The organism is Desulfosarcina sp. (genome assembly GCF_046496365.1).
Taxonomy (GTDB): Bacteria; Desulfobacterota; Desulfobacteria; order Desulfobacterales; family Desulfosarcinaceae; genus Desulfosarcina.
In genome coordinates, this window is the sequence record NZ_JAWOHB010000205.1 from 1 (window position 1) to 23,986 (window position 23,986).

At 58.5% G+C, this 23,986-nt stretch carries 19 protein-coding genes; 13 read left to right on the forward strand and 6 right to left on the reverse strand.

Annotated features, from left to right (window positions below):
• The 6 genes from R6V78_RS19405 to R6V78_RS19430 form a co-directional block, all read right to left on the reverse strand.
• Positions 1-1,316, reverse strand: a 1,316-nt coding sequence (locus R6V78_RS19405; protein ID WP_410291043.1) for a fibronectin type III domain-containing protein, incomplete at its 3' end; no start/stop codon positions are given.
• A gap of 181 nt (positions 1,317-1,497) precedes the next feature.
• On the reverse strand, positions 1,498-2,334 hold the full coding sequence (locus tag R6V78_RS19410; RefSeq protein ID WP_410291177.1) for a rhodanese-like domain-containing protein: 837 nt from the start codon (positions 2,332-2,334) through the stop codon (positions 1,498-1,500).
• 84 nt (positions 2,335-2,418) lie between these two features.
• On the reverse strand, positions 2,419-8,670 hold the full coding sequence (locus R6V78_RS19415; RefSeq protein WP_410291044.1) for a hypothetical protein: 6,252 nt from the start codon (positions 8,668-8,670) through the stop codon (positions 2,419-2,421).
• Between the two features lie 35 nt (positions 8,671-8,705).
• Positions 8,706-9,614 (reverse strand): transglutaminase-like domain-containing protein, encoded by a 909-nt coding sequence (locus R6V78_RS19420; protein ID WP_410291045.1) that lies wholly within the window; start codon positions 9,612-9,614, stop codon positions 8,706-8,708.
• Between the two features lie 369 nt (positions 9,615-9,983).
• The gene (locus R6V78_RS19425; protein WP_410291046.1) at positions 9,984-11,681 is read right to left on the reverse strand and encodes an ABC1 kinase family protein; all 1,698 of its coding nucleotides are present in this window, start codon (positions 11,679-11,681) and stop codon (positions 9,984-9,986) included.
• Between the two features lie 10 nt (positions 11,682-11,691).
• A complete protein-coding gene (locus R6V78_RS19430; RefSeq protein ID WP_410291047.1) occupies positions 11,692-12,009 on the reverse strand; it encodes a phasin family protein in 318 nt (105 codons plus the stop codon).
• Between the two features lie 417 nt (positions 12,010-12,426).
• On the opposite strand from R6V78_RS19430, the gene R6V78_RS19435 reads away from it, so the two are divergent.
• The 13 genes from R6V78_RS19435 (at position 12,427) to R6V78_RS19495 (ending at position 23,983) form a co-directional block, all read left to right on the forward strand.
• Positions 12,427-13,176 carry an AAA family ATPase gene (locus R6V78_RS19435; protein WP_410291048.1) on the forward strand — a complete coding sequence of 250 codons (750 nt, stop codon included), beginning with the start codon at positions 12,427-12,429 and terminating at the stop codon, positions 13,174-13,176.
• Between the two features lie 27 nt (positions 13,177-13,203).
• Entirely contained in the window at positions 13,204-14,154 is a 951-nt protein-coding gene (locus R6V78_RS19440; protein ID WP_410291049.1) for a histone deacetylase, read from the forward strand.
• Positions 14,155-14,198: 44 nt separating this feature from the next.
• Complete coding sequence (locus R6V78_RS19445) at positions 14,199-14,873, forward strand: CBS domain-containing protein (RefSeq protein ID WP_410291050.1); 675 nt, start codon at positions 14,199-14,201, stop codon at positions 14,871-14,873.
• Between the two features lie 16 nt (positions 14,874-14,889).
• Complete coding sequence (locus R6V78_RS19450) at positions 14,890-15,723, forward strand: 50S ribosomal protein L11 methyltransferase (RefSeq protein ID WP_410291051.1); 834 nt, start codon at positions 14,890-14,892, stop codon at positions 15,721-15,723.
• Between the two features lie 25 nt (positions 15,724-15,748).
• Complete coding sequence (locus R6V78_RS19455; protein WP_410291052.1) at positions 15,749-16,588, forward strand: MBL fold metallo-hydrolase; 840 nt, start codon at positions 15,749-15,751, stop codon at positions 16,586-16,588.
• A gap of 99 nt (positions 16,589-16,687) precedes the next feature.
• The gene (locus tag R6V78_RS19460) at positions 16,688-17,443 is read left to right on the forward strand and encodes an SIR2 family NAD-dependent protein deacylase (RefSeq protein WP_410291053.1); all 756 of its coding nucleotides are present in this window, start codon (positions 16,688-16,690) and stop codon (positions 17,441-17,443) included.
• Positions 17,444-17,478: 35 nt separating this feature from the next.
• Positions 17,479-19,038, forward strand: coding sequence for an ASKHA domain-containing protein (locus tag R6V78_RS19465; protein ID WP_410291054.1), 1,560 nt, complete (start codon positions 17,479-17,481; stop codon positions 19,036-19,038).
• 363 nt (positions 19,039-19,401) lie between these two features.
• Positions 19,402-19,848, forward strand: a complete 447-nt coding sequence (locus R6V78_RS19470; RefSeq protein WP_410291055.1) for a cytochrome c3 family protein — start codon at positions 19,402-19,404, stop codon at positions 19,846-19,848.
• A 74-nt stretch (positions 19,849-19,922) separates the two neighbouring features.
• Entirely contained in the window at positions 19,923-21,206 is a 1,284-nt protein-coding gene (locus tag R6V78_RS19475; protein WP_410291056.1) for a 4Fe-4S dicluster domain-containing protein, read from the forward strand.
• Entirely contained in the window at positions 21,196-22,158 is a 963-nt protein-coding gene (locus R6V78_RS19480) for an RnfABCDGE type electron transport complex subunit D (RefSeq protein ID WP_410291057.1), read from the forward strand. Before R6V78_RS19475 ends, R6V78_RS19480 begins: the two co-directional genes overlap by 11 nt.
• Before the next feature lies 1 nt (position 22,159).
• Positions 22,160-22,753 carry an RnfABCDGE type electron transport complex subunit G gene (gene rnfG / locus R6V78_RS19485; RefSeq protein WP_410291058.1) on the forward strand — a complete coding sequence of 198 codons (594 nt, stop codon included), beginning with the start codon at positions 22,160-22,162 and terminating at the stop codon, positions 22,751-22,753.
• A 13-nt stretch (positions 22,754-22,766) separates the two neighbouring features.
• Positions 22,767-23,390, forward strand: a complete 624-nt coding sequence (gene rsxE / locus R6V78_RS19490) for an electron transport complex subunit RsxE (RefSeq protein ID WP_410291059.1) — start codon at positions 22,767-22,769, stop codon at positions 23,388-23,390.
• A gap of 20 nt (positions 23,391-23,410) precedes the next feature.
• A complete protein-coding gene (locus R6V78_RS19495; RefSeq protein WP_410291060.1) occupies positions 23,411-23,983 on the forward strand; it encodes an electron transport complex protein RnfA in 573 nt (190 codons plus the stop codon).
• Positions 23,984-23,986: the final 3 nt, after the last annotated feature.

The following is a 23,986-nucleotide window of genomic DNA, read 5'->3' on the forward strand; positions in this document are numbered from 1 at the left end:
GCGTCATGGGTGGCATTTCGAAAAACAATCCCCTTCCAGTCTCCCGGCTGCGGAGAGGCGGCATTGGAAGTGAAAAGGACGGGCTCGGCCTCCGTTCCCTGAACCGACAGCGCGCCGTGATAGCCCCGCGTGCCGTAATAGTGCGAACCGATATAAAGCCCTGTGCCCGGTTCGAACCGAACCTCCACGCCAGGCTCAATCGTCAGGGTTACTGAGGCCGGCGCTGTGTGTGTGTAATAATCGTAGTTCGAATGTCGCACCGTTATGTCACCCGTCACCACGTAAGGGCTGTTATCCATGCTCCAGGTCGTATTCTGAGCAATATTTCCGCTAACGGCAGTGCCAGGCATAAGGGGCGCCGCAATGGTCGTCACAGCCTCATCCACTCCTCCCGACAGATTCACCGCAACCACCGCAAAATAATAAGTCCGCCCGCTCTCCATCCCGCCGATCGTCACGGTGGAATCGGTTGAGGTCTTACGGGCAGTCATACCCTGGATGGTGAGAAAATCGGTCTCGCCCACGTAAACAACATAGTGATCCACGTAAGCTTCAGGAGAAGGCGATTCCCAGGAGAGATCCACAAACGCCGGTCGCGAGGCGGCAACTAGGCCGACAGGGTTCTCCATTACGGTGTAACCGGTAACGGATACGCCCTCGCTTTCGTTGCCGGCATGGTCGTAGGCGGTGATTCTGATATCGTAAGCCGAAGCGGGCGAAAGGCCGGCTTTCTGCATGCTCGACTGGGCGGCGGGCAACAGTTCGGCTTCGGTCGCGCCGTTGAAATAGAGCTTGTAGCCTGCCAGGTCGCCGATGGTATTGACCGAATGGCTCCATGCAAAGGTGAGGGATGTCTTCCGGCTGTCGGTCAGCGCCAAGCCGGAGATATTCTCGGGAGGGTTGTAGTCGCTGATCGCGGGCAGATCCGCGCTGAGGGTGTTGTTATCCTCGTTGATTTCGCTGATTGCATTGCCGCTGTCCACCGTTACGGTAACGACCCGGTCACTGGCGTACAGCGTGGTATCGAACGCCACCGTTACCGTTGCACCGGGTCCCAGGGGGAATTCGGTGGTGGTAACATTCATGTCGCCCAGGTTGGCCGCGTCCACGCTAAAATTCACGCTGAATGTGGCCGCAAAACTATCCGTGTCCGCATTTTGAATCTCCGCGATCAGGGTGATATCCTGACCTTCCTGAAGATCGGTGGCCGGGTCCCAGGTAATGGAGGTAACCACCAGATCGGCGGCCATTGCGGAGCCCATGCCAAAGATTAGCACCGCGATCAGTGTCAGAACGAGTTCACGAAGGCGTTGCATGTTGATCCTCTCTTGATGGTTTCCTTGGTGGATCTTCCGCGCATGAAGCTTCACTACAACCTTGAAAACACCCCCACCCTGCCCCTCTCACCAAATCGGCGCGGAGACATGAAAGCCACTTTTTACCGACTTTTTTGGACCAGGCAGTATCACGGTTTCCCTCCCTCGAACCCTCAAATCCTCATTCCTTCTCCCCACATCCCCCGCACGGACTGAACATCACCAACCGCTCACTGCGCGGGCGCCACGACTGTGACAGACCTTCCAGGTATTCCCCGTAAGCCTTGATGCCGCCATCGAGATAGAACACATTTTTTAGGCCGGCGCGGTCAAAGGCGCTTCGAAAATTGGGATACCCTTTCCCGTTTTCGTTGACCACCAGAACTGTAAACGACCCTTTGCGGGTATGGGTTGCTTTGAAATTCGCAACCTGAGTGGTCAGATCACCCGGATCGCCAGCCAAGGGCAGGTGGATAGCGTAGGGCATCAGTTGAACCGATGCGGGCGAGTGCGCGGCAGACGCGTCGCAGACAATGTGCCCGGGATCATTTTTCTCCAGGAAGAAGTCCGCCGGGGCAAGGCGGTCATAGGCCATCTGCCGCACCGGGTCTCCCGCCATGGGGCCGCCGTGGCTGCGCCACGCGTGCATGCCGCCGTCGAGAATGCGGAGGTCGAAGCCTTGGTTTCTCAGTTCCCGGCAGGCGGGCGACAGACGCTGCGAAGAGAGGCCCTGATCCACCAATACGATGGGAGCGGATTTGAGGTGCGGCTTGGTTTTAATGAAATGCAGGGAGAGATTGATGGCTCCGGGAATATGCAGCGCGGCGTATTCCGGAGCGCTCCTGATATCAATAAGCAGCAGTTTCTCGCCGTTTTGGACCCTGGCGATAAGCGACTGCGCGGACACCACCAGATCAGTGTCTTGAGTGCGTGTGATTCTCTTTATCAGGTCGGCGGAAATCGGATCGGCATCGACCCTGGCGATGGACAGCAATGGAATCAGGCCGATCAATGGCACCAAATATGTGCTGATTATCCTGATCGATCGGTTAGTCAAAATATGGATATGAAAATTCATTGATGCTTCCTGTTTTTCGATGGCTTATTCCAAAATTACATCCAGCGCGGTTTCCAGGTCGGCTGCAATGGTGATGACATCGCTCCATTGCTGCCGGCCGTCCAGGTCCGTTCTGAAACGGTACCGGCCTTCGGGCAGAATGAATTGCACATTGCCGCCGCCGTCGGTGTTCTCATAGCGTCCCAGGTAACTATCCGTGGCACTGAACAGGTACACCCGCGCGTTTTCCAGCGACTCGCCCGAGCGGGTCACATGGATGGCGACTTTGCCCTGGTAAATGGTCACCGTGGTATCGGCCGCCTGGAAATCATCGGACCAGTATTGCTGCCCGAGGTTGTCACAGCGGACCTGGTAAGGCTGGTCCGGCAGGCTGAACACGGCTCTGCCGGCGGCATCGGTTGTCCGATACTGTCCCAGGTAGGCGCCGGACGGAGAGAATAGGTAGGCCCGCCGGCCGTCCAGAGGCTGAATGACCCCCTGGTAATCCCCATGCAAGGTGACCGTAACGTCCGTGTGATCGATGACCATGGTTTGGGCCAGGGTGTCGGGAATGCTCACCACACCGCTCCAGTATGGGTACCCCAGGTAGTCCGCCCGGAACCGAATGGTGCCGTTGGCCAGGTCGAAAGCCACCCGGCCGTCGTGCCCGGTCGCGCCTTTCAGGCCGAGGTAAGCACCACTTTCAGAGAAGGCATAGCAGTTGATCCCGAACATGGGCGCACCGGCGTCCCTTTCCAGGGTCAGGGAAACATTCCCGCCGCCGACACTGATCAACACCTGGTTTTCCGCATCGGCCGCCAGCGCCGCAACTTCACTCCAGTAGTGACTGGCCTGGTAGTCCGCCCTGAATTTGAAACTCCCGGCGGGAACCCAAAACCGCACCGCGCCCGTTTCATCAGTGGTTGCATAGCGGCCCAGGTAGGCATCGCCGGCGGAGAACAGGTAGACCTTGACCCCCGCGGCCGGCAGCCCTGCACCGGTCACCGACACCACGGCATCGGCTATGGGAATGCGCACCGTCGGGTCCACCCAGTTGAAGGGATCGGACCAGAATTTACTGCCGCTATAATCGACCCGTACCATGTAAGGCTTGTCAGGCAGGTCGAAAACGACCCGTCCCTGAACATCCGTGTCGCCATGAATACCGAGATACGCACCAGTATGGCTGAAAAGATGGGTCGGTATCCCCGCAAGGGCCGTGTCCACCCCCTGATGGTCGCCCACCACACTAACCGCCACCGGCTGGAGAGCGATGGTCAAGACAACATCCACATCGGAGAAAACCTGGATACTCTCCTGCCAGAAGGAATATCCCAGGGTGTTGGTGCGCACCCGGTAGGTCCCTTCGGGGACGCTGAATTCAACGCTGCCGTCCTCGACGGTCTGGGCTGACAAGCCCAGGTATGCGCCGTTTTCAGAGAACAGGTACACCTTGAGGCCGGCAAAGGGCCTACCGGAATCGGTTTGCACAGTTACCCGCATGCGACCGCCGCCGGCATCGACCACTACCGGGGACATATCCTGCGCCACAGCAACGTCCCCACTCCAGTAGTGGCTGCCGAGGATATCGGCCCGGAAGCGGAAGGTGATGCCGCTGGGCAGGTCGAATTGCACCTGGCCGTTGATGTCAGTCGTCGCATAGCGTCCCAGGTAGGCCTCCGCCTCGGAGAAAAGATGGACCTTGACACCGTGAACGGCTGTCTGGGACGCTATTACCTGAACGCGAACCTGCGTTGCGGGGATGGCCATTACTTGGGAGACACTGCCGGGAATCGCGACCGGTTCGCTCCAGAACTGGTGCCCCAGGTAATCCACACGGAACCGGTATGCGCCGTCAGCCAAGTCAAAGGTGGCAGAACCGGTTTCACCGGTGGATGCGGCCAGACCGAGGTAGACCTCATTTTCATTGAAAACATGACACTTGAGGCCAACCAGGGGGACATCGTCGTCGGTCTTCACGGTCAACAGGAAGGTACCGCCGCCAACGGCAATATCGACATCGTTGACCCCACCCCCGGCCAGCACTCGCTCACGGTCCCAGAACTGGCTGCCCTGGAAATCCGCCCGGAAATCGTAGCTGCCTTCGGGAAGGCGGAAGGAAGTCTGCCCGTCGGCATCCGTGACGGCATGGATGCCCAGGTAGCTTCCGGACTCGGAAAAGACGTAAACCAACGCCCCTTCCTTGGGCCGCCCTGCGCCACTGACGGTCACGCGGGCGTCGGCCAGGGGAATCGTGATAGACGGATCTTCCCAGGTGAACGCTTCCGACCAGTATTGACCACCCAGGTAGTCAGCGCGGACCCTGTAGTCCTGCTGGGGCAGGTCGAAGCGGGCCTGTCCATTCAAATCGGTCTTTAAGGTCTGACCCAGATAGGCGTTGGAACCGGAGAACAGGTAGACCGTAACGCCCGGCATCGGTTCAACGGCGTCGCCGAAAAGGCCCTGGACCGACACCCGGGATGACTGATGGGCGATCCGGATGGTTTGGGTGGTATCGGTAACCACATGCACCGGTTCGCTCCAGAACCGGTACCCCAGGTAATCGGCACGCAGCCGGTAATCGCCCTCGGTCACATTGAAGCTGACCTGGCCGGCCTCGTCTGTGGCGGCACTGACGCCCAGGTAAGCCTGGCCGCCGTTGAACAGGTATACCCGGATAGCGGACATGGGTGTGATCTCATCCTGCTGGACCACCACGTGAAGCCGGCCCCCACCCGCATCGACGTCGGCGGTGTTGCCGCCGCCGTCGACAACGATGGTCGCAGCGCTCCAATACCGGCTGCCCAGGACATCGGCCCGAAACTGGTAGGTTCCACTCTCGGGAAGATCGAAAAAAACTTGCCCGCTGGCGTCGGTCTGCAGATACTGTCCCAGATAGGCGCCGCTATCGGAATACAGGTAGACCCGTACACCCGTGACCACGCCCGCTGCGGAGTGGACGGTGACGGCCACGCGCTCTTCCGCGATTTCGATGGGAATCGTCAGGCTGTCCGGCAGGGCGACCACTTCGGACCAGAAGCGGCTGCCCAGGACATCGGCCCGGAACTGGTAGGCGGAAGGTGCCAGGGCGTCGATATCGAAAAGCGCCTTTCCGTCCGACCCGGTGGTGGCGTATACACCCGCATAGGAACCCGAGGCGGTGTAAGCGTAAACCCTGACACCCTCAAGGAACCTTCCCTTGTCCGTGGCGACGACGACTGCGATGGTATCGGGCTGGAGCGGTTCCTCCTCTCTCACGAAAAATGAAGCCGTCGGCATCCAGTTCCCGTCAAGGCCATGCTCGTCCGTGGCGCGCGCTCGCCAGTAGTAGCGGGTTTTATCGGTCAGATCGGTGACCACGCTCCAGCGGGTGGATGGGGTCTCGCCCCAGGCCACCAGGTTGTCCAGGGTCGGTTCGGTATAAACTTCATAGCGGTAGGTTAACGAATCCCGGTCCGCATCCGCGCCGTCGGCCAGGGCGAGCTCCGCGGCCAGGACACCAACCCAGGCGGCTTGGCCGGGATTTTTCAGAACGGGCTCGTCCGGACCGTCGTTGGCCGTGTTGACGAAAAAGCGCCCGACCACCCAGCGGCTGGGCGCCGCGGTATCCGTGGCCCTGGCCCGCCAGTAATAGGTGGTGTTGTCGGTCAGGTTGGCCACCGGGCAGGCAGTGACGCCTAAACCTTCACCGATCATGACCGAGGCCTGTTTGTCTGCACCGCTAAAGCCCGGCAGCGGATCAATTTCAAAATAGTACCAGAGCGCATCTCCGTCGGCATCGACGGCATTGGCCACGCTCAGTTCCACATCAATGGCCGATATTTCCGCACCGTCGGCCGGGAAACCGATGGTCGGCGCCGTCGGTGCGCGGTTGGTCGTGTCCACCGTAAATGCCGCCGGGGCCGTTGCCGACGCGAGGCCTTGCCCATCAAGGACAATGGCCCGCCAGTAATAACGGGTGTTGTCGTCCAGGGGGGGCTCCACCGTCCAACGGACCGTACCGTCGCCGGGAACCACCAGGCCGTGATCCGCGGTTACCGGCAGGGTCAGAGCTTCGTCTGCATAGATTTCAATGGAGCAGGTCAGCCCCTCGTCATCAGGGTCCGCGGCCCCGCTCACTTCGAGCTGCGGGGTCAGGCTGTCCACATCGGCGCCGTCCGGCGGGAAGCTGACCGCCAGACCGCCGGGCGGATCATTGGCCGCGTTGACCCAAAACCTTCCGTAGACCCACAGGCTGTAACTGTACCCGTCGGTGGCCCGCACGCGCCAGAAATAGTGCTGGTTTTCGGTCAGTTCCACCGGCGGGCTCCAGGCGGTGGTGGCGGTGGTTTCGGCCACGGCGTGGTCGGCGGCCGTCAGGCGGGTGAAGCGAGGATCCGCGTACACTTCGAATTCATAGGTGATCCCATCGCCGTCGGCATCGGTGCTGTTTTCAATGACCAGCTGCGGAGTCAATGTGGCCACCGGTTCATCCCGGGCCGGTGAGACAATCACCGGCATGCTGGGGGCATGGTCCGCGGCCGTCGGATCGGATCCGGTCAGGAACTCGTCCAGGTCGCTGATGCCGTCACCGTCGAAATCACCGCCGCCGTCGCGATCCAGGCTGCCGAAATAAGCCATCTCCCAGGCATCATTGATCCCGTCGCCATCGCTGTCGTGGATGGAACGAATCGAGAACTGCACCTGCCGGGTGTCGGCCAGCACACCGTCAAAAGCCTTGAAGGCAACCGGATAAGTCCCTGCCTGGCCGACGGCCGGGGTCCATTCGAAGACGGCGCTGCCGTCGCCGGCATCGCTGAAGGCCGCACCTGCAGGCAATGGGGCAGCGGACAAAACCGGCATGGTGCCGTCCGGATCACTGGCCTGCACGATAAACCCGATCCGTTGGCCCTCGACGGCAACCACGTTTTCGACAGGTTGCAGCACCGGTGCTTCGGGCATCGCCACCGGATCGGCAAAGCTCACGGTATAGCTGCCCGTGGATGCCGCATCGAACAGGTTGACCCAGTATTTCCAGTTCTGCCCGTCGCGGGTCTTGGAGAGCCAGACGTTGTCGGGTTTGATCTGTTTGCCGTCACCGCGAAAGGCCGCATGAATGGCTTTATTACCGTTGAAGGGGTCCGGCAGGCGCACATAGATGAATCCGTCATCTACCGGGGTTGAAAGGGAATAGGCAATGCGCCCGTCCTGTAGGCCTTTGTATTGCAGGGTCGATGCGGCGGACGTGTCTGTGACCGGCGCATCGACGCTCTCGGATTCGTACACCCGGAAGATGTCGCCGTCGCGGGCCAGGAAGTCTTGAATCGAGTCCCTGCCGGCCACATCGACCCGTACATCGCGAACCAGCAAATGGGTTGCGACGGCATCGATCAGGGAGGTCAATTCGCCGCCGAGTTCATCGGAATGGGAAAAGTCCGCCTCGAATTTCACCAAACGACCCGAAAGGGTGCAGGTGATGATCCAGCGGGCCATGCCCGATGAGCCGGGCGAGATGTCCCCGAAGTCGGCCAGCAGGCTTGGAGTGGCTGTTTGCCCATTGACCTGGCTGCCCTGGATGGAAAAACCGATCAGCAGTCCATGCTCGTTTTCGGCAATGTGGGGTTGAGCGGAGGCGATCTTCAATTGCCGGGCCGTCCCATGGCCGCTGTTTTTTACCCTTACGCCTAACGAAAACGGTAAGGATGCTTCGATGGCCTCCGTAAAGGCGTCGTCCCCATAAACCTCAGTCGGCAGAAAATAATCCAGGGTGATCTGCGGCATGGGTTTTACATGGATATAATCCGGAGTCACCTCGGTGGTATGGGCTTCACCACCGAGGCTATAGGTCAAGGTCGCCCCCACATAATAAAGGGTCCCGCTCGACAGGCCGTTGGACGCCCCGGGCGCCGGGATGATCAGCCAGTGGATGTCCGCCGAGGTGGACGGAGCCACCGTGCCGGTCCCGTTCACATTGCCGATATTGGTCATGGAATCCACCCGGATAAAGAAGCGCGCAGACCTATCGGCGGGATCGGCGGTGGCCTGGACCACATGGCCGTCGGCATCGCTGAAATGCACGGCAATACTCACATCCTCCAGAGAGATGTGTCCGAGGCCGTTTTTGATGCGCAAGTGGGCATCGAAGGCCTGACGTTCCAGGGTCAGTTCCTGCTTGATCTCTATCTTGACCTCGGCACACACGGCCTCCGAGGCATGGCAACGGGCGGTCCAGTGGAAAAACGGGGCGGAGCATGCTAGCCAACAAAGCATCCATCCAAACAGCGCCGGCCATTGATTCGATTCAACTGCCTTCTTCATCGCTTCCTCCGTGGTGATGGAAATGGATCCATGGATCATGAATCCATCTTTGCCTTCAGCCCTTTCCCGCGGACGTAGAATAGTTGAAAGTCACCAATCGGTGAGGTAGGGGGCAAATGATCGTAAATCCTCATGGCGATGTAATCGGGGTAGCGTGCATCGAAATTGCGCTGCTGGGCGTCGGCGATGCGCCATACGCCGTTTTCGAAGAATTCGGCCCAGTCGTGATAATCCGCAGGCCTGAGAACGCTGTTTTCATGGGCAAGATACCCTGAAACCCTTCGCGCCGGTATATCCACGGCACGCGCCAGGGCGACAAACAAATCGGCAAACTCGGTACAGTCCCCCTGGCGGTTTGAAAGCGCACTGCGTGCCCCTTTCGCCTCACGGGAATACCCGGTATAGGCAATGTGGTCCACGACCCAGGCATACAAATTTGCCGCGGTGGCATGGGCCGTTCCGGATGTGAGCCGGGACGCCAGGTGGCGCAGCGCAATATCGTCTGCATGGGCATCCTTTGCAGGGCCGGCAAACCGTGCTGCGTCGCAACCACCGAGCCCCATGGGCGTTGGGGCACGCATCAGATTGGCGCGTACGGAAACAATTTTGGAGGCGTAGGGAGGAAAGGTGTCGAAGGTGAACTTCAGCAGTTGGTTGCCGAGGCGATCGGTGACCCGCTCGAAGGGATGAGAGGCGTCGATATGATCACACTGCTGGGTGCTGGTTTGCTTCAGGGGGGCATGCACGAAAAAGTAGGCGTCGGCAACCGGCCGGTTGGTGGTGTTGCGGATCAGAAATCGGTAATGAACGGTTTTGGGTGATAAATTTGGAATAAAGTTATCATCGGGCAACCGTTGACCCTTAATCAGGACAAGGATGATGCCGATGGTCAAACCGGCAATGGCTATGGATCTCAGATCTTTTGCATTTATTTTTCCGCCCACGTGCCGCCTCAGCATGCAAATTCTGATTAAACCGGTATGGCGCCCGGCTGCAGCAAACAGTCACTGCGCTGGTTGACCGCCAAATGAATTTTATATGTTTTCTGGCTATTTAAGCCGGTCATCCTCAGGAAAAAACAGGCCTGTCCATTTCAAGATGCAAAAAGATTCAGAATCAGCGCAAAAGGCTACCTGGGCTAAATGAGATGAGTTCGGGTTGCATTGGACAAGGATTAGGACTGCAGGGAATGTACCAGATGAGAATTTAACACGCATTCATTGCAATTTAAAATTCTTGCGTGTGCCAAGCCAGGAGGGGCGCAGGCATTCTGGATACTATTTGTATACAAATTGACTAAAATCGTCCGCGGTCTACAGCCTGCCCTTTTTAATGATCGCCACCAGCAGCCAGACGCCCATGACCGCGGCGGCCAGAAAACCGATGATGCCGATTAAGGAGATGCCGTATAGCAGCGGGGGGGTTTTGGAAATGACGATCAGCGCCGAGCCGATGATCAGGGCGGCGATGATGATCGAAAAGGAGATGCGGTTGCTGATCTGATCGTGGGTGTGAAGCATGCTCTCCATGCTTTTCAACTCCAGCATGAAGGTGAACTTCTTCTGCCGGATGGTGCGCGTGATCTCTAAAAGGTCCTTGGGAAACTCCTGGACGAAGTCCATGTACTGGGCGAAAATGCTCACGGCATCGCTGCCCAGGCGTTTGGGAGATAAACGCGAGAGCTTGACTTGCTTGATGAACGGTTCGGCGTGGGCGATCATGTCGAAATCGGGATCCAGCGAGAGGCCCACGCCTTCGACGGTACTGATGGCCTTCATCATCAGAAAGATCTCCGGCGGAATGCGCAGCCGATGCTGGGCAGCCAGCTCGAGCATGTTGTGCAGCAGCCGGCCGATCCGGATGTCCTTGAGCGGCCTGTAGAGGTGCTCCCCCATGAAGTCGGCCACGTCTTTCCCCAGCAGGCGCAGATCAGGCTCCTCTTCCCACAGGGTCAGTTTGAGCAGCACCTGGGAGGTGCGCGGTTCATCCCGACGCACCACGGCGTCAATCAACTCCACGAAGGCCTCGCGGGTGTTGCGGTCCACGGTACCCATCATGCCGAAATCCAGCAGACAGACCACGTTGCCGGGCAGGATGAAGAGATTGCCGGGGTGGGGGTCGGCGTGAAAGAACCCGTGGTCGAAGATCTGGGTCAGCAGGATGTCGGCGCCGCGACGCGTAATCAGCCGGCGGTCGTAACCGTTTTCGTCCAGCCGGTCCAGCAGGGAAACCTTGATGCCGTCCACGAATTCAGTGGTCAGCACGCGCTCGGTGGTTGCCTCCCGGTAAACCTTGGGAATGTATACCGTGTCGTCGTGCAGGAAAGAACGGGCCACCCGCTCCATGCTTATGGCTTCCAGGGTGTAGTCCATCTCCTTTTCGATGGACCGGGCGAACTCCTCAACGATCTTCACCGGCCGGTGGTGGGCGAGCTCTTCGATGTGGCGCTCGGCCAGGGTGGCCAGATGGAGCATGATCTCCAGATCCACTTCCACCAGCTTGCGGATCCCCGGCCGCTGGATCTTGACCGCCACATCCTCGCCGTCTTTCAGCCGGGCCCGATGGACCTGGCCGATGGAGGCGGATGCCAGGGGCTCGGCGACCAGCTGGTCGAACAGGTCATCGACCGGGCGACCGGTCTCTTCGCGGATAATTCGGTGCACGTCGGAAAAGGGAAAGGCGGGGACTTTATCCTGCAGCCGGGCCAACTCTGTGATGAAGTCCACGGGCACCAGGTCCGGCCGGGTGGAGAGGATCTGGCCCATCTTGATGTAGGTCGGCCCCAGCTCTTCAATGGCCAGCCGAACCCGCGCCGCTCTGGAGAGGCGTTCCATGCGCTCGCCACGGTTGCGTGAAATCATCTGCAGGCCGATCTCGATATACTGATCGATCTTGAGCAATTCCACGATATCATCGAAACCGTATTTGAGGAGTACTGCCAGAATCTGCCGGTAGCGGTTCAGGTTTCGATAGGTGCGGCCGAGCACACCGATTTTGCGTATACTGATCATCCGGGCCGGGTCAGGGCTTTTCCTCCTCGGTCTGGCTGTTGATCAGCTTCTTCAGATCGCGGATCTCTTTTTTGAGCCCCTTGAGCTCGTCCTGGGTCACCACATCGGCTTTCTTGAGCAGTTCCTTGACGCTTTTTTCGACACGCTCTTCCAGCTTCTTCTGGGCGTCTTCGTAGCGGTCCTGCAGCTCGTCAATAAACTTGCGGCCTTCTTTTTCGGTCATTTTGCTCTGTTCGGCCACTTCCTTGGCCAGGTCCTCCACCTCGTCCCAGGCTTTGAGGGCCAGGCCCACACCGGCTAGCATGCTCTTTCTGACCAGATCAAACATAGCTGTCTCCTTACTTTACAGGTAAACGGTCGTCATCGAACCAGCGGCCATGGGCAGCGTGTCCGCCGGCTGTAGAATCCAGGCGTTGCATCATGACGGGCAGGGGCGAATCGGGAAACGCGTTGGCAGCCCATCATCCGATCGAAGCGATGATGGCCGGAATTTAGCACAAGGCCCCTGTCTTATCAAGGCGTTTGCTTTACAACGGATTTAAACGTCCAGGCGCAGATAATGACGCAATTGAAGGTTCTGGGTGGCACCGGGCACCGGTTCCAAGGGGGGTTCCACCACCGTCAACCATCACCCCGGACAATCCCCTTGACTGTTTTCCATAACTGGCTTACCTATTTGTGCGAAATGCGGCGGAGACCGACCGCCCTGGAAAGCAAATAGCGTTTGAAAAAGGAGTGAAAAATCATGCCCGTATCCATTGCCATGGCCGGAAAAGGCGGAACCGGAAAAACCACCGTCTCCGGCATGCTGATCAAATACCTGGTCAGCCGGGGCAAGTCCCCGGTGCTGGCCGTCGATGCCGATGCCAACGCCAACCTGAACGACGTCCTGGGGATTGAGGTTACCGAAACCCTGGGCAATGCCCGCGAGGAGATGAAAAAGGGAATTGTGCCCAGCGGCATGACCAAGGACGTTTTCATATCCATGAAGCTGGAGCAGGCCGTCATGGAAAAGCAGGGCTTCGACCTGGTGGTCATGGGTCAGCCTGAGGGCGCCGGATGCTACTGCGCCGCCAACACCCTGCTGTCCGGTTTTCTGGAGCGCCTCTCGGGAAACTACCCCTATGTGGTCATGGACAATGAGGCGGGCATGGAGCATTTGAGCCGGCTCACCACCAAGAACATGGACTTGCTGCTGATTGTCACCGACACCTCCCGCAGGGGGCTGGAGGCTGGGCTGCGCATCCACAAACTGGCCAGAGACCTCAACCTCGGTGTGGGGAAAAGCTACATCATTATCAACCAGGCCAAAAGCGACCCGGCCGACGAGGTCAAGGAGATGCTCGGCAGCAACGGGCTCGAACTGGCCGGTGTGATCCCGGATGACCAGCAGGTGTATGAATTCGACATGGACGGCCGACCCACCATCGAGATCGATGAAACCAACCCGGCCCTGACGGCGGCCTACTCGATTTTCGATAAAATCATCCCCTGAAAACGAATCGACCGGAAGAGGAGGCCCATGAAAAGAACCGGCTATTTGCATGACACCAGGTATCTGCTTCACGACACGGGACCCTATCATCCGGAAATGGCCGACCGGCTCACCGCCGTCTACAACGGCATCAAAGACGCCGGGTTGCTGGACCGGCTGACCCTTATCCCGGCGGTTCGCGCCGATCCGAAGTGGGTCGAGACGGTTCACGACCCCGGCTACATCCGTCGCTTCGAGGAGGTCTGCCTGTCCGGCAACCGCACCTTCGACTATCCCGACAACCAGATGTGCATCGACACCTATGAAACCGCATACCTGGCAGCGGGCGGCATCCTGGAAGCCGCCCGGCGGATCATGGCGGGCGAACTCGACAACGCTTTCTGCGCCGTCCGCCCACCCGGCCACCATGCTGAGCCTAACCAGGCCATGGGTTTTTGCTATTTCAACAATGTGGCCGTTGCCGCCCGCTACCTGCAGGTGGAACACGCCATCCAGCGGGTGGGCATCATTGACTTCGACGTCCACCACGGCAATGGCACCCAGCATATATTCGAAACCGATCCCACGGTCTTCTACTACTCCATTCACCAGCACCCCTCCTTCGCCTTTCCAGGCACCGGCCGCGAATTCGAGGAAGGCACCGCAGCGGGAAAGGGGTATACAAAAAATTCACTGGTGTTGCCCGGTCAGGGGGACGACATATACAAACAGTTGATCCAACGCGATCTTCTGCCCGCCTTTGAGCGGTTCAAACCGGAAGTCATTATCGCCTCCACCGGCTTCGACGGCCACCGGGACGACGACATGTCCGACATCAACCTCTCCACCGAGGGGTACTCCTGGATCATGGAAACCATCATGAACCTGGGCAACCGATACGCAGCCGGCCGGGTGATTTCGGTGCTTGAGGGCGGTTACTGCCTGGAGCGGCTGGGAGAACTGGCCGCCAACCACGTCAGGATTCTGCTCAACGGCTAAGGCTGCGGAAAAAGCAAACCAACACCGACCACTTGGAGGATATTATGTTTGTCAGCCGATCCATGGTTTCACAAGTCATTACCATCGACAAGGATGCGTCCATTTTCGAGGCCCAGGAAAAAATGGCCGCCCACGGCATCCGCCACCTGCCCGTCGTGGACCCGGACAACCGTCTGATCGGCATCGTCACAGACCGGGATATCCGCAGCAGCATGCCCTACAGCCTGATCAGGGAGGAAAGCGCCGCCCGCGAGCGGGAAAAGCTGGCCCAGCTGAAAGTGGCCGATATCATGACCCGCGACCCCAAAACCATCTCGCCCATGTACACCATCCAGGATGCCCTGCTGATGATCCAAAAGGAGAAGGTAGGCGCCTTCCCCGTCGTGGACGACGAGGGCAAACTCAAAGGGATTCTGTCCGTGCGTGACCTCCTGCGGGCCTTCATCAATGTGCTGGGCATCGGCCAGCCCGGAACCCTGGTAGGCATTGAAGTCGAAGAGAAGGTGGGGCAGCTGAAGAAAATTGTGGACGCCATCACCGCGGAGAACATCTCCTTCGGCAGCGTCCTGGTGGCCCGGACCTGGGAAGCGGGCAAACGAGCGGTGTTTCCCTACCTGCTGACCAACAACGTGGCCAGGGTCAAAAAAAAGCTGACTGCCTTGGGCTATAAACTGATTGACCCCATGGACTGGTACCTGGATAAGCTGCCGAAAGAATAACCGGTGCGCCGCAGCCATGACACCCGCTCTCATAGCAGCCAATCCTTACCAGGATCTTTACATCTACTACCTCTCCGGGCGGTTCCGGCCGGGTCGCGATTTTAAACCGGACGACTATATCGGCAGCTGGGAGGAGAGCGATTTCTCTTTTCTCTTTTTCACCCGACCCAACCTGGCCTTCGTGGAAACGACCATAAATAGGCTTCCGGACCTGAAAGTGCTGGACCACTACCACATGACCTACGACCAGTGGCAGGGCGGCGACATCGTTCCCTGCCGCATCGGCCGATTTACCATTTTGCCGCCGTGGTTCGCGGTGGATGAAAACGACATCGACACCCCGATCCTACTCGACCCGGGGGTCGTCTTCGGCACCGGCACCCACCCTACCACACGGGACTGCCTGGAGGCCCTCCAGCTGGCCATGGCAGACCGGTCCATGCGCACTGTTTTGGACCTGGGAACAGGCACCGGCCTGCTGGCGCTTGCGGCGGCCCGGCTGGGTTGTCCCAAAGTGCTGGCCACCGATCTTACCCTGCTGGCCGCCCGGACCGCCGCGCGGAACGTGGCCCTCAATGGTCTGGCAGACCAGATACTCGTCGCCCAGGGAGATGCCGAGAAATTTATGGACTTTACGAGCGACCTTGTGGTATCGAACATCCATTACGACGTCATGAAAAACCTGCTTTGCAAACCGGGTTTTCTGAAGAAAAAGCGCTTCATTCTGTCCGGGCTGATGCGCAGTGAAGCCGCACGTATCGAATCGAAACTGGCCGGTCTCCCCGTGCAAATCATTCGCCGATGGGATCAAGACGGCATCTGGACCACCTTCTACGGTGCGACAAATTGACCTGCGGGATTAAAAGGGACTGACCATGTTCATTACGTGCTGGGGTTCCAGAGGGTCTATACCCGTCTCCGGTATAGAGTACATCAAGTACGGCGGGGACACCACCTGCATGGATATCCGCACCGACAGCGACGACATCATCATCGTGGATGCAGGCACCGGCATTCGACGCCTGGGAAACCACCTCATCGATCAGGGTCGCTACCGCTACAACTTTCTGCTCACCCATGGCCACTGGGACCACCTCATGGGTTTCCCCTTCTTCAAGCCGCTGTTTCTCAGCCGCACCGAGATTCACATGCACCGGGCGCCGTTCCACAAAAAGTTCATGGAGAGCATGTTTTCCAAGGTGATGGCACCGCCTAATTTTCCGGTACGCTACTCGGACCTCAAAGCGAAGATTGTCTGGGAGGAGGGTCACCCGGCCGAGTTTCGGATCGGGTCGGCAACCGTGGTGCCCATTCCCATCAGTCATCCCAACACCGGCAAGGGTTACAAGTTCATTGAAAACGGCAAGGCCTTCGTCTTCCTCACGGACAATGAATTGGGATTCGTGCATCCCGGCGGCCTGCCCTTTCAGGCGTATGTGGATTTCTGCAAAGGAACGGACCTGCTGATTCACGATGGAGAGTACACCGAATCCGAATACAGCAAGCTGTCCGAATGGGGGCATTCTTCCTACACCGACACCCTGAAGCTGGCATTCGCCGCAGGCGTCAAGCGCCTGGGCCTGTTTCACCTGAACCAGGAACGCACCGACGACCAGATGGATGAAATCGTGGACCGCTGCCAAAAAATCATCGCCCAGCAAGGGCAAACCCTGGAGTGCTTCGCCGTGGGCCGGGATATGCAATTCAGGCTATAGGCAGTCAGCCTGAAGACTGAAGGCAACCGCCGGACAGGGACCCCACAGCGCTGAAGACCCCATCGGTTTTTACGAAAGACCTTTTACCTGATCACCATGATGACCGATCCCATCGAACACGCCGCCGACATTCTGTCCAAAGCCAAATCCACCGTGGCGCTCACCGGCGCCGGTATTTCAGTGGAAAGCGGCATTCCCCCCTTTCGGGGAAAAGGGGGCCTGTGGGAAAAGATCGACCCCATGAAATACGCCCATATCGATGCCTTCCTGGACAATCCTGAAACCGTGTGGAAGGTGTTGATCAAAGACATGAAGACCCTGCTGGACACCGCACGGCCCAACCCCGGACACACCGGTCTGGCCGATATGGAACGGCTCGGAATTCTGAAAACCGTCATTACCCAGAATGTGGACGGCCTCCATCAAATGGCGGGAAGTTGCGACGTCATCGAATTTCACGGCAATTTTGCCTGGCAATCCTGCCTGGACTGCAACCGGCGTGTTGAAACATCCCAGGTGGATCTGACACGGATGCCCCCCCGATGCATCTGCGGCGGCATCCTTCGCCCCGACTGTGTCTTCTTCGGCGAAATGATCCCTGACGAAGCGTTGGTCCGGTCCCAGCAGGTGTCGGCAGCCTGCGACGTCATGCTGGTCGTCGGCACCTCGGCCATGGTTCAACCGGCAGCCACCATGCCGTTCATCGCCAAGGACAACGGTGCCGTCATCATCGAAATCAACCCCGAACCCACACCGCTCACCGCACGCATCAGCAACCTGCCCCTGCTGGGTGGAGCCGGCTGGATCATGCCCCGGCTGGTGGAGGCCATCCGGCGACGGCTGACCTGCCCCTGAACCCCTGACAGCATTGGACAGCCACAGGACAACCCATGACCCGAACGTCTGACGACAGCTGGGTGCGACCCGTCACCCTCCCGTATCCATCCCTGGGGGACAACACCGCCGACGCCGACCGGCTCGAATCGGCATTGAAAAAGGCCCTGGGGACCCGGACGGTCCACATGGACCTGGACCTCCTCAAACAGCTGCCGCTTTGCCTGCGGGAGTGGAATTATCGCGCCACCGCCGTATTGTTCAAGGATCCAGCCGGCAACGGCCTCCTGACGCATCTGGCCCCCCCGGATACCACCGAGGACCTGTGCGGTCTGGCCGTCGATCTGGGCACCACCCGGGTGGCGCTGCGCATCATCGATCTTGCCTCCGGTACACGCCGGGGTGAATCGGTATGCGACAATCCCCAGACCGCCCTGGGTCCCGATGTGCTGACCCGCATCCATCACGTGGAAAAACCCGGCGGTCTGAACCGACTCAATCGGCTGATCATCGACGGCATCAACACGCAGTTGCTTGTTTTGTGTACCCGCTGCGGCATCTCACCCGAAGCCATTCACCTGGTCGCCGTTGCCGGCAACACGGCCATGACCCACCTGCTGCTGGGCCTCAACCCCCGCTGGATGATCCGTGAACCCTACATCCCCGCCGTAAACCGGCCCGGCGTGTTCAAGGCAACCGAATTGGGTCTAACGGTTCATCCAAACGCCCGGGTGCTGATCTTTCCCAATGTAGGCAGCTACTTCGGCGGCGACCTGGTTGCCGGAATCCTCTATTGCGACATGGACCAGCGGGAGGAGACGGCCATCCTGGTGGATGTGGGCACCAATGCCGAAGTCGTACTGGGCAACCGCAGCTGGATGATGGCCTGCGCCGGGGCCGCAGGACCGGCATTGGAGGGGGGCGTCACCCCCATGGGCACCACGGCCGGTCCCGGGGTCATCGACCGCATTGCCATCGATCCAGACTCCCTGAATTTAGACATCCACACCATCGACGACCAGCCGCCCCGGGGCATCTGCGGCTCCGGGGTCATCGACCTTGCCGCCGGCCTGTTCCGGTCTGCAATGATCGACATACGGGGAAAACTGCTGCCCGAGCGCTGCGCGGATCGCTGGTCCATGAAAGACGGCATGGCACACCTGACCATCGTTCCGGCCGACCAGTCGGCCACGGGTAAAGCCCTTTGCATCACCCAGGCGGATTTGGACAGCCTGATCCGCTCCAAAGCCGCCATGTACACCATCCTGGAAACCATCACCGACAGCGTCGGTATGCAGCCACAGGACCTGGAGCGTTTTTTCGTGGCCGGAACTTTCGGTGCCTATATCGACCCCGCATCCGCCATCGCGATCGGCATGATCCCGGACCTGCCCCTGCAGCGTTACCACAGCCTGGGAAACAGTTCCCTGGGGGGCGCTGCGCGGGTGTTGGAAGATCCAGCCTGCTTCGACCGGATCAACCAAATCCGCGACGGCATCACCTATCTGGAGTTAAACGTGAACCTGGATTTCATGAACCGCTTCTCAGCAGCTAAATTTCTGCCCCATACGGATAACTCCCGGTTTCCGTCAGTTCGATCGCCTGTCGATCGTTAACCGTCTTTTGCGGGAACCGCGGCACAAGGACGCCGCAGCGCTGTCCAAAGACAAGCGGCCTCATCCAATTGGCTGCCGCCCGTTTGGCGCCCGGCGCCCTTTCGGGTTGCCGAAAACGCAGCGACGCGGCCCACGATCTTCGGGTGTTCATCGGCCCCGGCAGCTGCCGCGTCAATCCAGCATCCGGTGGTCTGGAGCAGTCATTTTTTCCGCGCTAAAAAAGGCCCAATCCGTATTCTTTTCAGCATGTTGATTCCACTCAAATAAAGCCTTGAAAGGTTTTGTGCATTATGATAGTCGATGGGTTGATTTTTTCTGCCCACATTGTTTTCACAAACCAACTCCAAAAAGGATCAAGACCACATGACGTCGAAGAAACAGTTGCTGTTTGCTTACGGTCTGGCAATCCACCTGTTGCTTGTCGGTATTATCTGCTATGCCGCCTTTCCGGCCAAAGCACCCGATGAACCCATTCGGATCATGTACCAGACCAATGCGGGGAAAGTCCTTTTTGATCACCACACGCACACGGCCGCATCCGGTTTCGGGGCATCCTGCTTCGACTGCCACCATCATCCCAGTGAAGACGAAGGTGCACTGATTGCCTGTGGTGAGTGCCATCAGGCGCCGGCCGAAGCGGGTTCACAGCCGGAACGATGTCTGGACTGCCATGATGACAGCGATATCGAGGATACGGAAATGGTCTCACGGGCGGACGCCTTCCACCAACAGTGCATCGAATGCCATGAACAGTTTGGCAAAGGCCCGCAGTCCGGTTCGGAAAACTGCGCCAAATGTCACATCCTGTAATCGAGGCAGTCAGCGTTCATGGATCTGTTTCAACGGTTTCATTTATCACCGCGGCCCTAACAAAAGGTTGAACTATGCGAAAACGATCATTCTTCGGTTTGTCCAAACCTTGCTTTCACTACGAACTGGCCACCGATGCCGCAGCAGAACCGGCGGTCATCCCGACTCCGGAGACCGTTACCCTGTACATCAAGCAGGAACTGAAACGAACAAGCAACAGTTTGAAAGTGGGCACACCGGTAAAAACCGGTCAACGGCTGGCGCTCAACGCAGACGATGAAATCTGCGCCATCTCATCGGTTACCGGCACCGTATGTGCCGTGGCCCCCTTTCTGGCCGATTACGGAAAGGCCTGGACCGCCGTAACCATCAAGACCGCCGCAGGTGATACCCCGGACACCGAGTTTTCCGAAGCCAGCCTGGAACCGTCTCTGGAGTCGCTTAACCGCTATCTGGCAGCCTGCCCGGGGGAGCCGGCCATCACACCGTTGATGGATGAACGCAACCCCGTTCACACCATTGTGGTTTACGGCGGCAATGCGGATCTTCTGATCGATACCAGTCTTTATGTGCTCAAGCACAGCGCCGAAGCCCTCAATGCAGGCATCGAAGTCCTGAGAAAAGCCACCGGGATCGAAAACATCGTCATCGTGGTTCCCGAAGAGAGCGTGCAGAACTACTCCGGCCATCTGGATGCCCGAATCCAGCCGTTTCCTCGCCAGTACCCCTTCGCCCAGCCACTCATGGTACTTTTCAATCTGACGGGCCGCCTGCCCGATGAAAAGGGTATTGCACCCATGGGCGTTCATTTCATCTGTGCGGAAGCCGTAGCCACCATCGGTCAGGCCTTCTCGTCGGGCCGCCTGCCCGTGGAAAAAACAGTGGCCGTGTTCGACAAGAACGGAACCCGGCATTTGGCACGCGCTCGGGTGGGTACGCCGGTAGGCGTTTTGCTCAAGACGTTTGGCGTCGAAATCAACGACCAGGACAAGATCATTTTCGGCGGCCCCATGACCGGCAAGGCCATCTACAGCGAAGACCTGCCCATCGGACCGGACACCGATGCCATCCTGGTTCAGGACAAAAGCGTTATTCCCCTTTACAGCGATTATCCGTGCATCAACTGCGGCGACTGTGTGCGCATCTGCCCGGCCAATGTACCGGTGAACCTGCTGGTTCGTTTTCTGGAAGCCGGACAATACACTGAAGGCGCCGATCTCTACGATCTTTACTCGTGCATCGAGTGTGGTCTGTGCAGCTACGTTTGTGTATCCCGCATCCCCATCTATCAGTATATTAAACTGGCAAAATACGAATTGGGCCGGACCTTATCTGCGGAGGAGATGAATGAACAGTAAGAAAACGCTAATTGTTTCCCACGCGCCTTTCTGGCATGACGGCAGCGGGATTCCCGAGCGCAGCTACCACACCATCATCGCCGCCCTTCCCGCAGCGATCGTGGGAATCGCCTATTACGGGGCCCCGGCGCTGGGCGTCATCAGCCTGGCCATTGCCTCGGCGATTATCTGGGAACTGCTGCTCAACTACGCAAGCAAACAGCCGGTTACCGTAGGCAACGGCAATGCCGCCCTGATCGGATTGCTGATGGCCATGGTGCTTCCCGCATCAGCCCCCTGGTGGCTCGTCCTCATCGGTACCTTCCTGGCCATCGTTATCGGCATGCAGATTTTCGGCGGCATCGGTGCCAACCCGTTCAATCCGGTGGCCCTGGCGATCGCCATTTTAATAGTGTCCTACAAAAACCATCTCGATTTCGACGCCGCATTGGTCAATTTCTCGCTCGACTTCCCTTCCACGACGGATCCGCTGGCCGCCCTGAAGGCCTTCGGCCCGGCGGCTGTAGAGAACCTCAACCCCATTGACCTGTTCATGGGGCGGCAGGTGGGCGGGCTGGGCAGTTCCTGCGGTTTGGCCATCGCCATCGGCGGCATCTACCTCATGCTTCGGGGAATCATCCGCTGGGAAATCAGCATCGCTTTTATAGTCGGCGTCTTCATCTGCGCCTTGCTGTTCAATATGTCCGATCCGGTCCGCTACGCCCCGCCGGCATTCCACCTGCTTACCGGATACACCCTGATCGGCGCCTTTTTCCTGGCCACCGAATCCTCATCCTCACCGGTCAACTTCATTCCCATGCTCGTCTACGGCGCGCTTGGCGGTGTGATGACGGTTCTGATCCGTAACATCGGTGCCTATGTGGATGGCGTGATCTTCTCAATTCTCCTGATCAATCTGATAAATCCGCTGATCGACAAGATCAGACCCAAGGCAATTGGAAAGGTGGCGTGACATGGGTGAAATGATCAAAATGGTTGTGGTGTTGACCATTCTCAGTGTCATTTCAGGCGGCGGCTTGAAAGGGCTGGAGGAATGGGCCAAACCCAGGATTGAAAACAATGTCATGAACCTGGTCAAGGGGCCTGCCATCCGACAGATCCTAGATGCGGCCGACAACGATCCCGTTGCAGACCGCTTCAAGATTGCAGACGGTGACCAGGAACGCAATATCTTCGTGGGTGTATTCGGCGGTGCGGCCGATACCGTCGTGGTCGAGGCCAGCGCCAGCGGGTATGGGGACCAGGTCGGTATGGTGGTGGCCATCAATATGACTGACGAAACCCTGCGCGGCATGGCTGTAACCACCCATAAAGAGACCCCCGGCCTGGGCGCCAGGGCCAAAGACGATCCAAGCTTTGCCGCCCAATTTGCTGGCAAAACCATCACCAGTCCGTTCAGCATCACCACCGACGGCGGTCAGATCAGCGCCCTGAGCGGGGCCACGATCACTTCACAGGCCGTGTGCGTCGGGGTCAACAACGCCATCGAGACTTACAATAGGCTGAAACCAAAGCTGGAAGAACAAATCAAAGGCATGGGCAAGTAAAGGAGTTTACTCAATGGCCAAATCGTTCGCTTCTGAATTTACCAAGGGCCTATGGAAAGAGGTCCCGCCATTCCGCTTGGTTCTCGGTCTCTGCCCGGTATTGGGAGTGACCACTTCCTTGAAAAACGGCATCGGCATGGGACTAGCCACCACCTTCGTCCTGCTCTGTTCAAACATCCTGGTCAGCCTATTGAGGAAGGTCATCCCCGCCAAGGTGCGCATCGCCTGCTTCATCATCATCATCGCCACCTTCGTCATCGTGGTCGAACAGATGATGCAGGCTTTTGCCTATACCCTTTTCCAAGACTTGGGCGTGTTCATCCCCCTGATTGTGGTCAACTGTATCGTCCTGGGCCGTGCCGAGGCCTTTGCCTCGAAAAACGGGGTTATCAAGTCCACCGCCGACGGTCTGGGCATCGGCCTCGGATTCACTTGGGCGTTGGGTTTGTTGGGTACTGTACGTGAACTGATCGGAACCGGTTCCTTGAAAGGAGACGTGTTCGGGCTGGTCCATTGGGACATACCCAACATCTTCGGTGCCGCTTTCGAACCATTCGGTTTCGCCGTCCAAGCGCCGGGGGCGTTTGTGATCCTGGGATTGTTGCTCTGCGCGATGAACCTGATCCCCAGCAAATAGCATCGAGGAGTTAATCCACCATGGAATATATCGAAATCATCGTCGCCACCATTTTCGTCAACAACATTCTGCTGGCACAGTTCCTTGGCAACTGCCCGTTTCTGGGCACCTCCAAGAAGATGGAAACGGCTGCAGGCATGGCCATGGCGGTCATCTTCGTTCTGGTGATGGCCGGTGTCATGACCTGGGTCATCTACGAATGGCTGCTGGTGCCGTATAAATTGGAATTTTTACGGACCATCGCTTTCATTCTGGTCATTGCATCGCTGGTTCAGTTCGTCGAGATGTTTCTCAAAAAGAGCATTCCGGCCCTGTATGCCGGCCTGGGCATTTTCCTGCCATTGATCACCACCAACTGTGCGGTGTTTGGTGTCTGCGTACTCAACATCGACAAGAAGCTCGGTTTTTTACCAGCCCTGGTCACATCCTTCGGATATGCCGCCGGCTTCGGCCTGGCCCTGATTCTTTTCGCCGGGGTGCGCGAGCGCATCCTGCTGGCGCGGGTGCCCAAACCCTTGCAGGATACCTCCATCGCCCTGGTCACCGCCGGAATTTTTTCGCTGAGTTTTTATGCCTTTCGGGGCATGGTATAGATT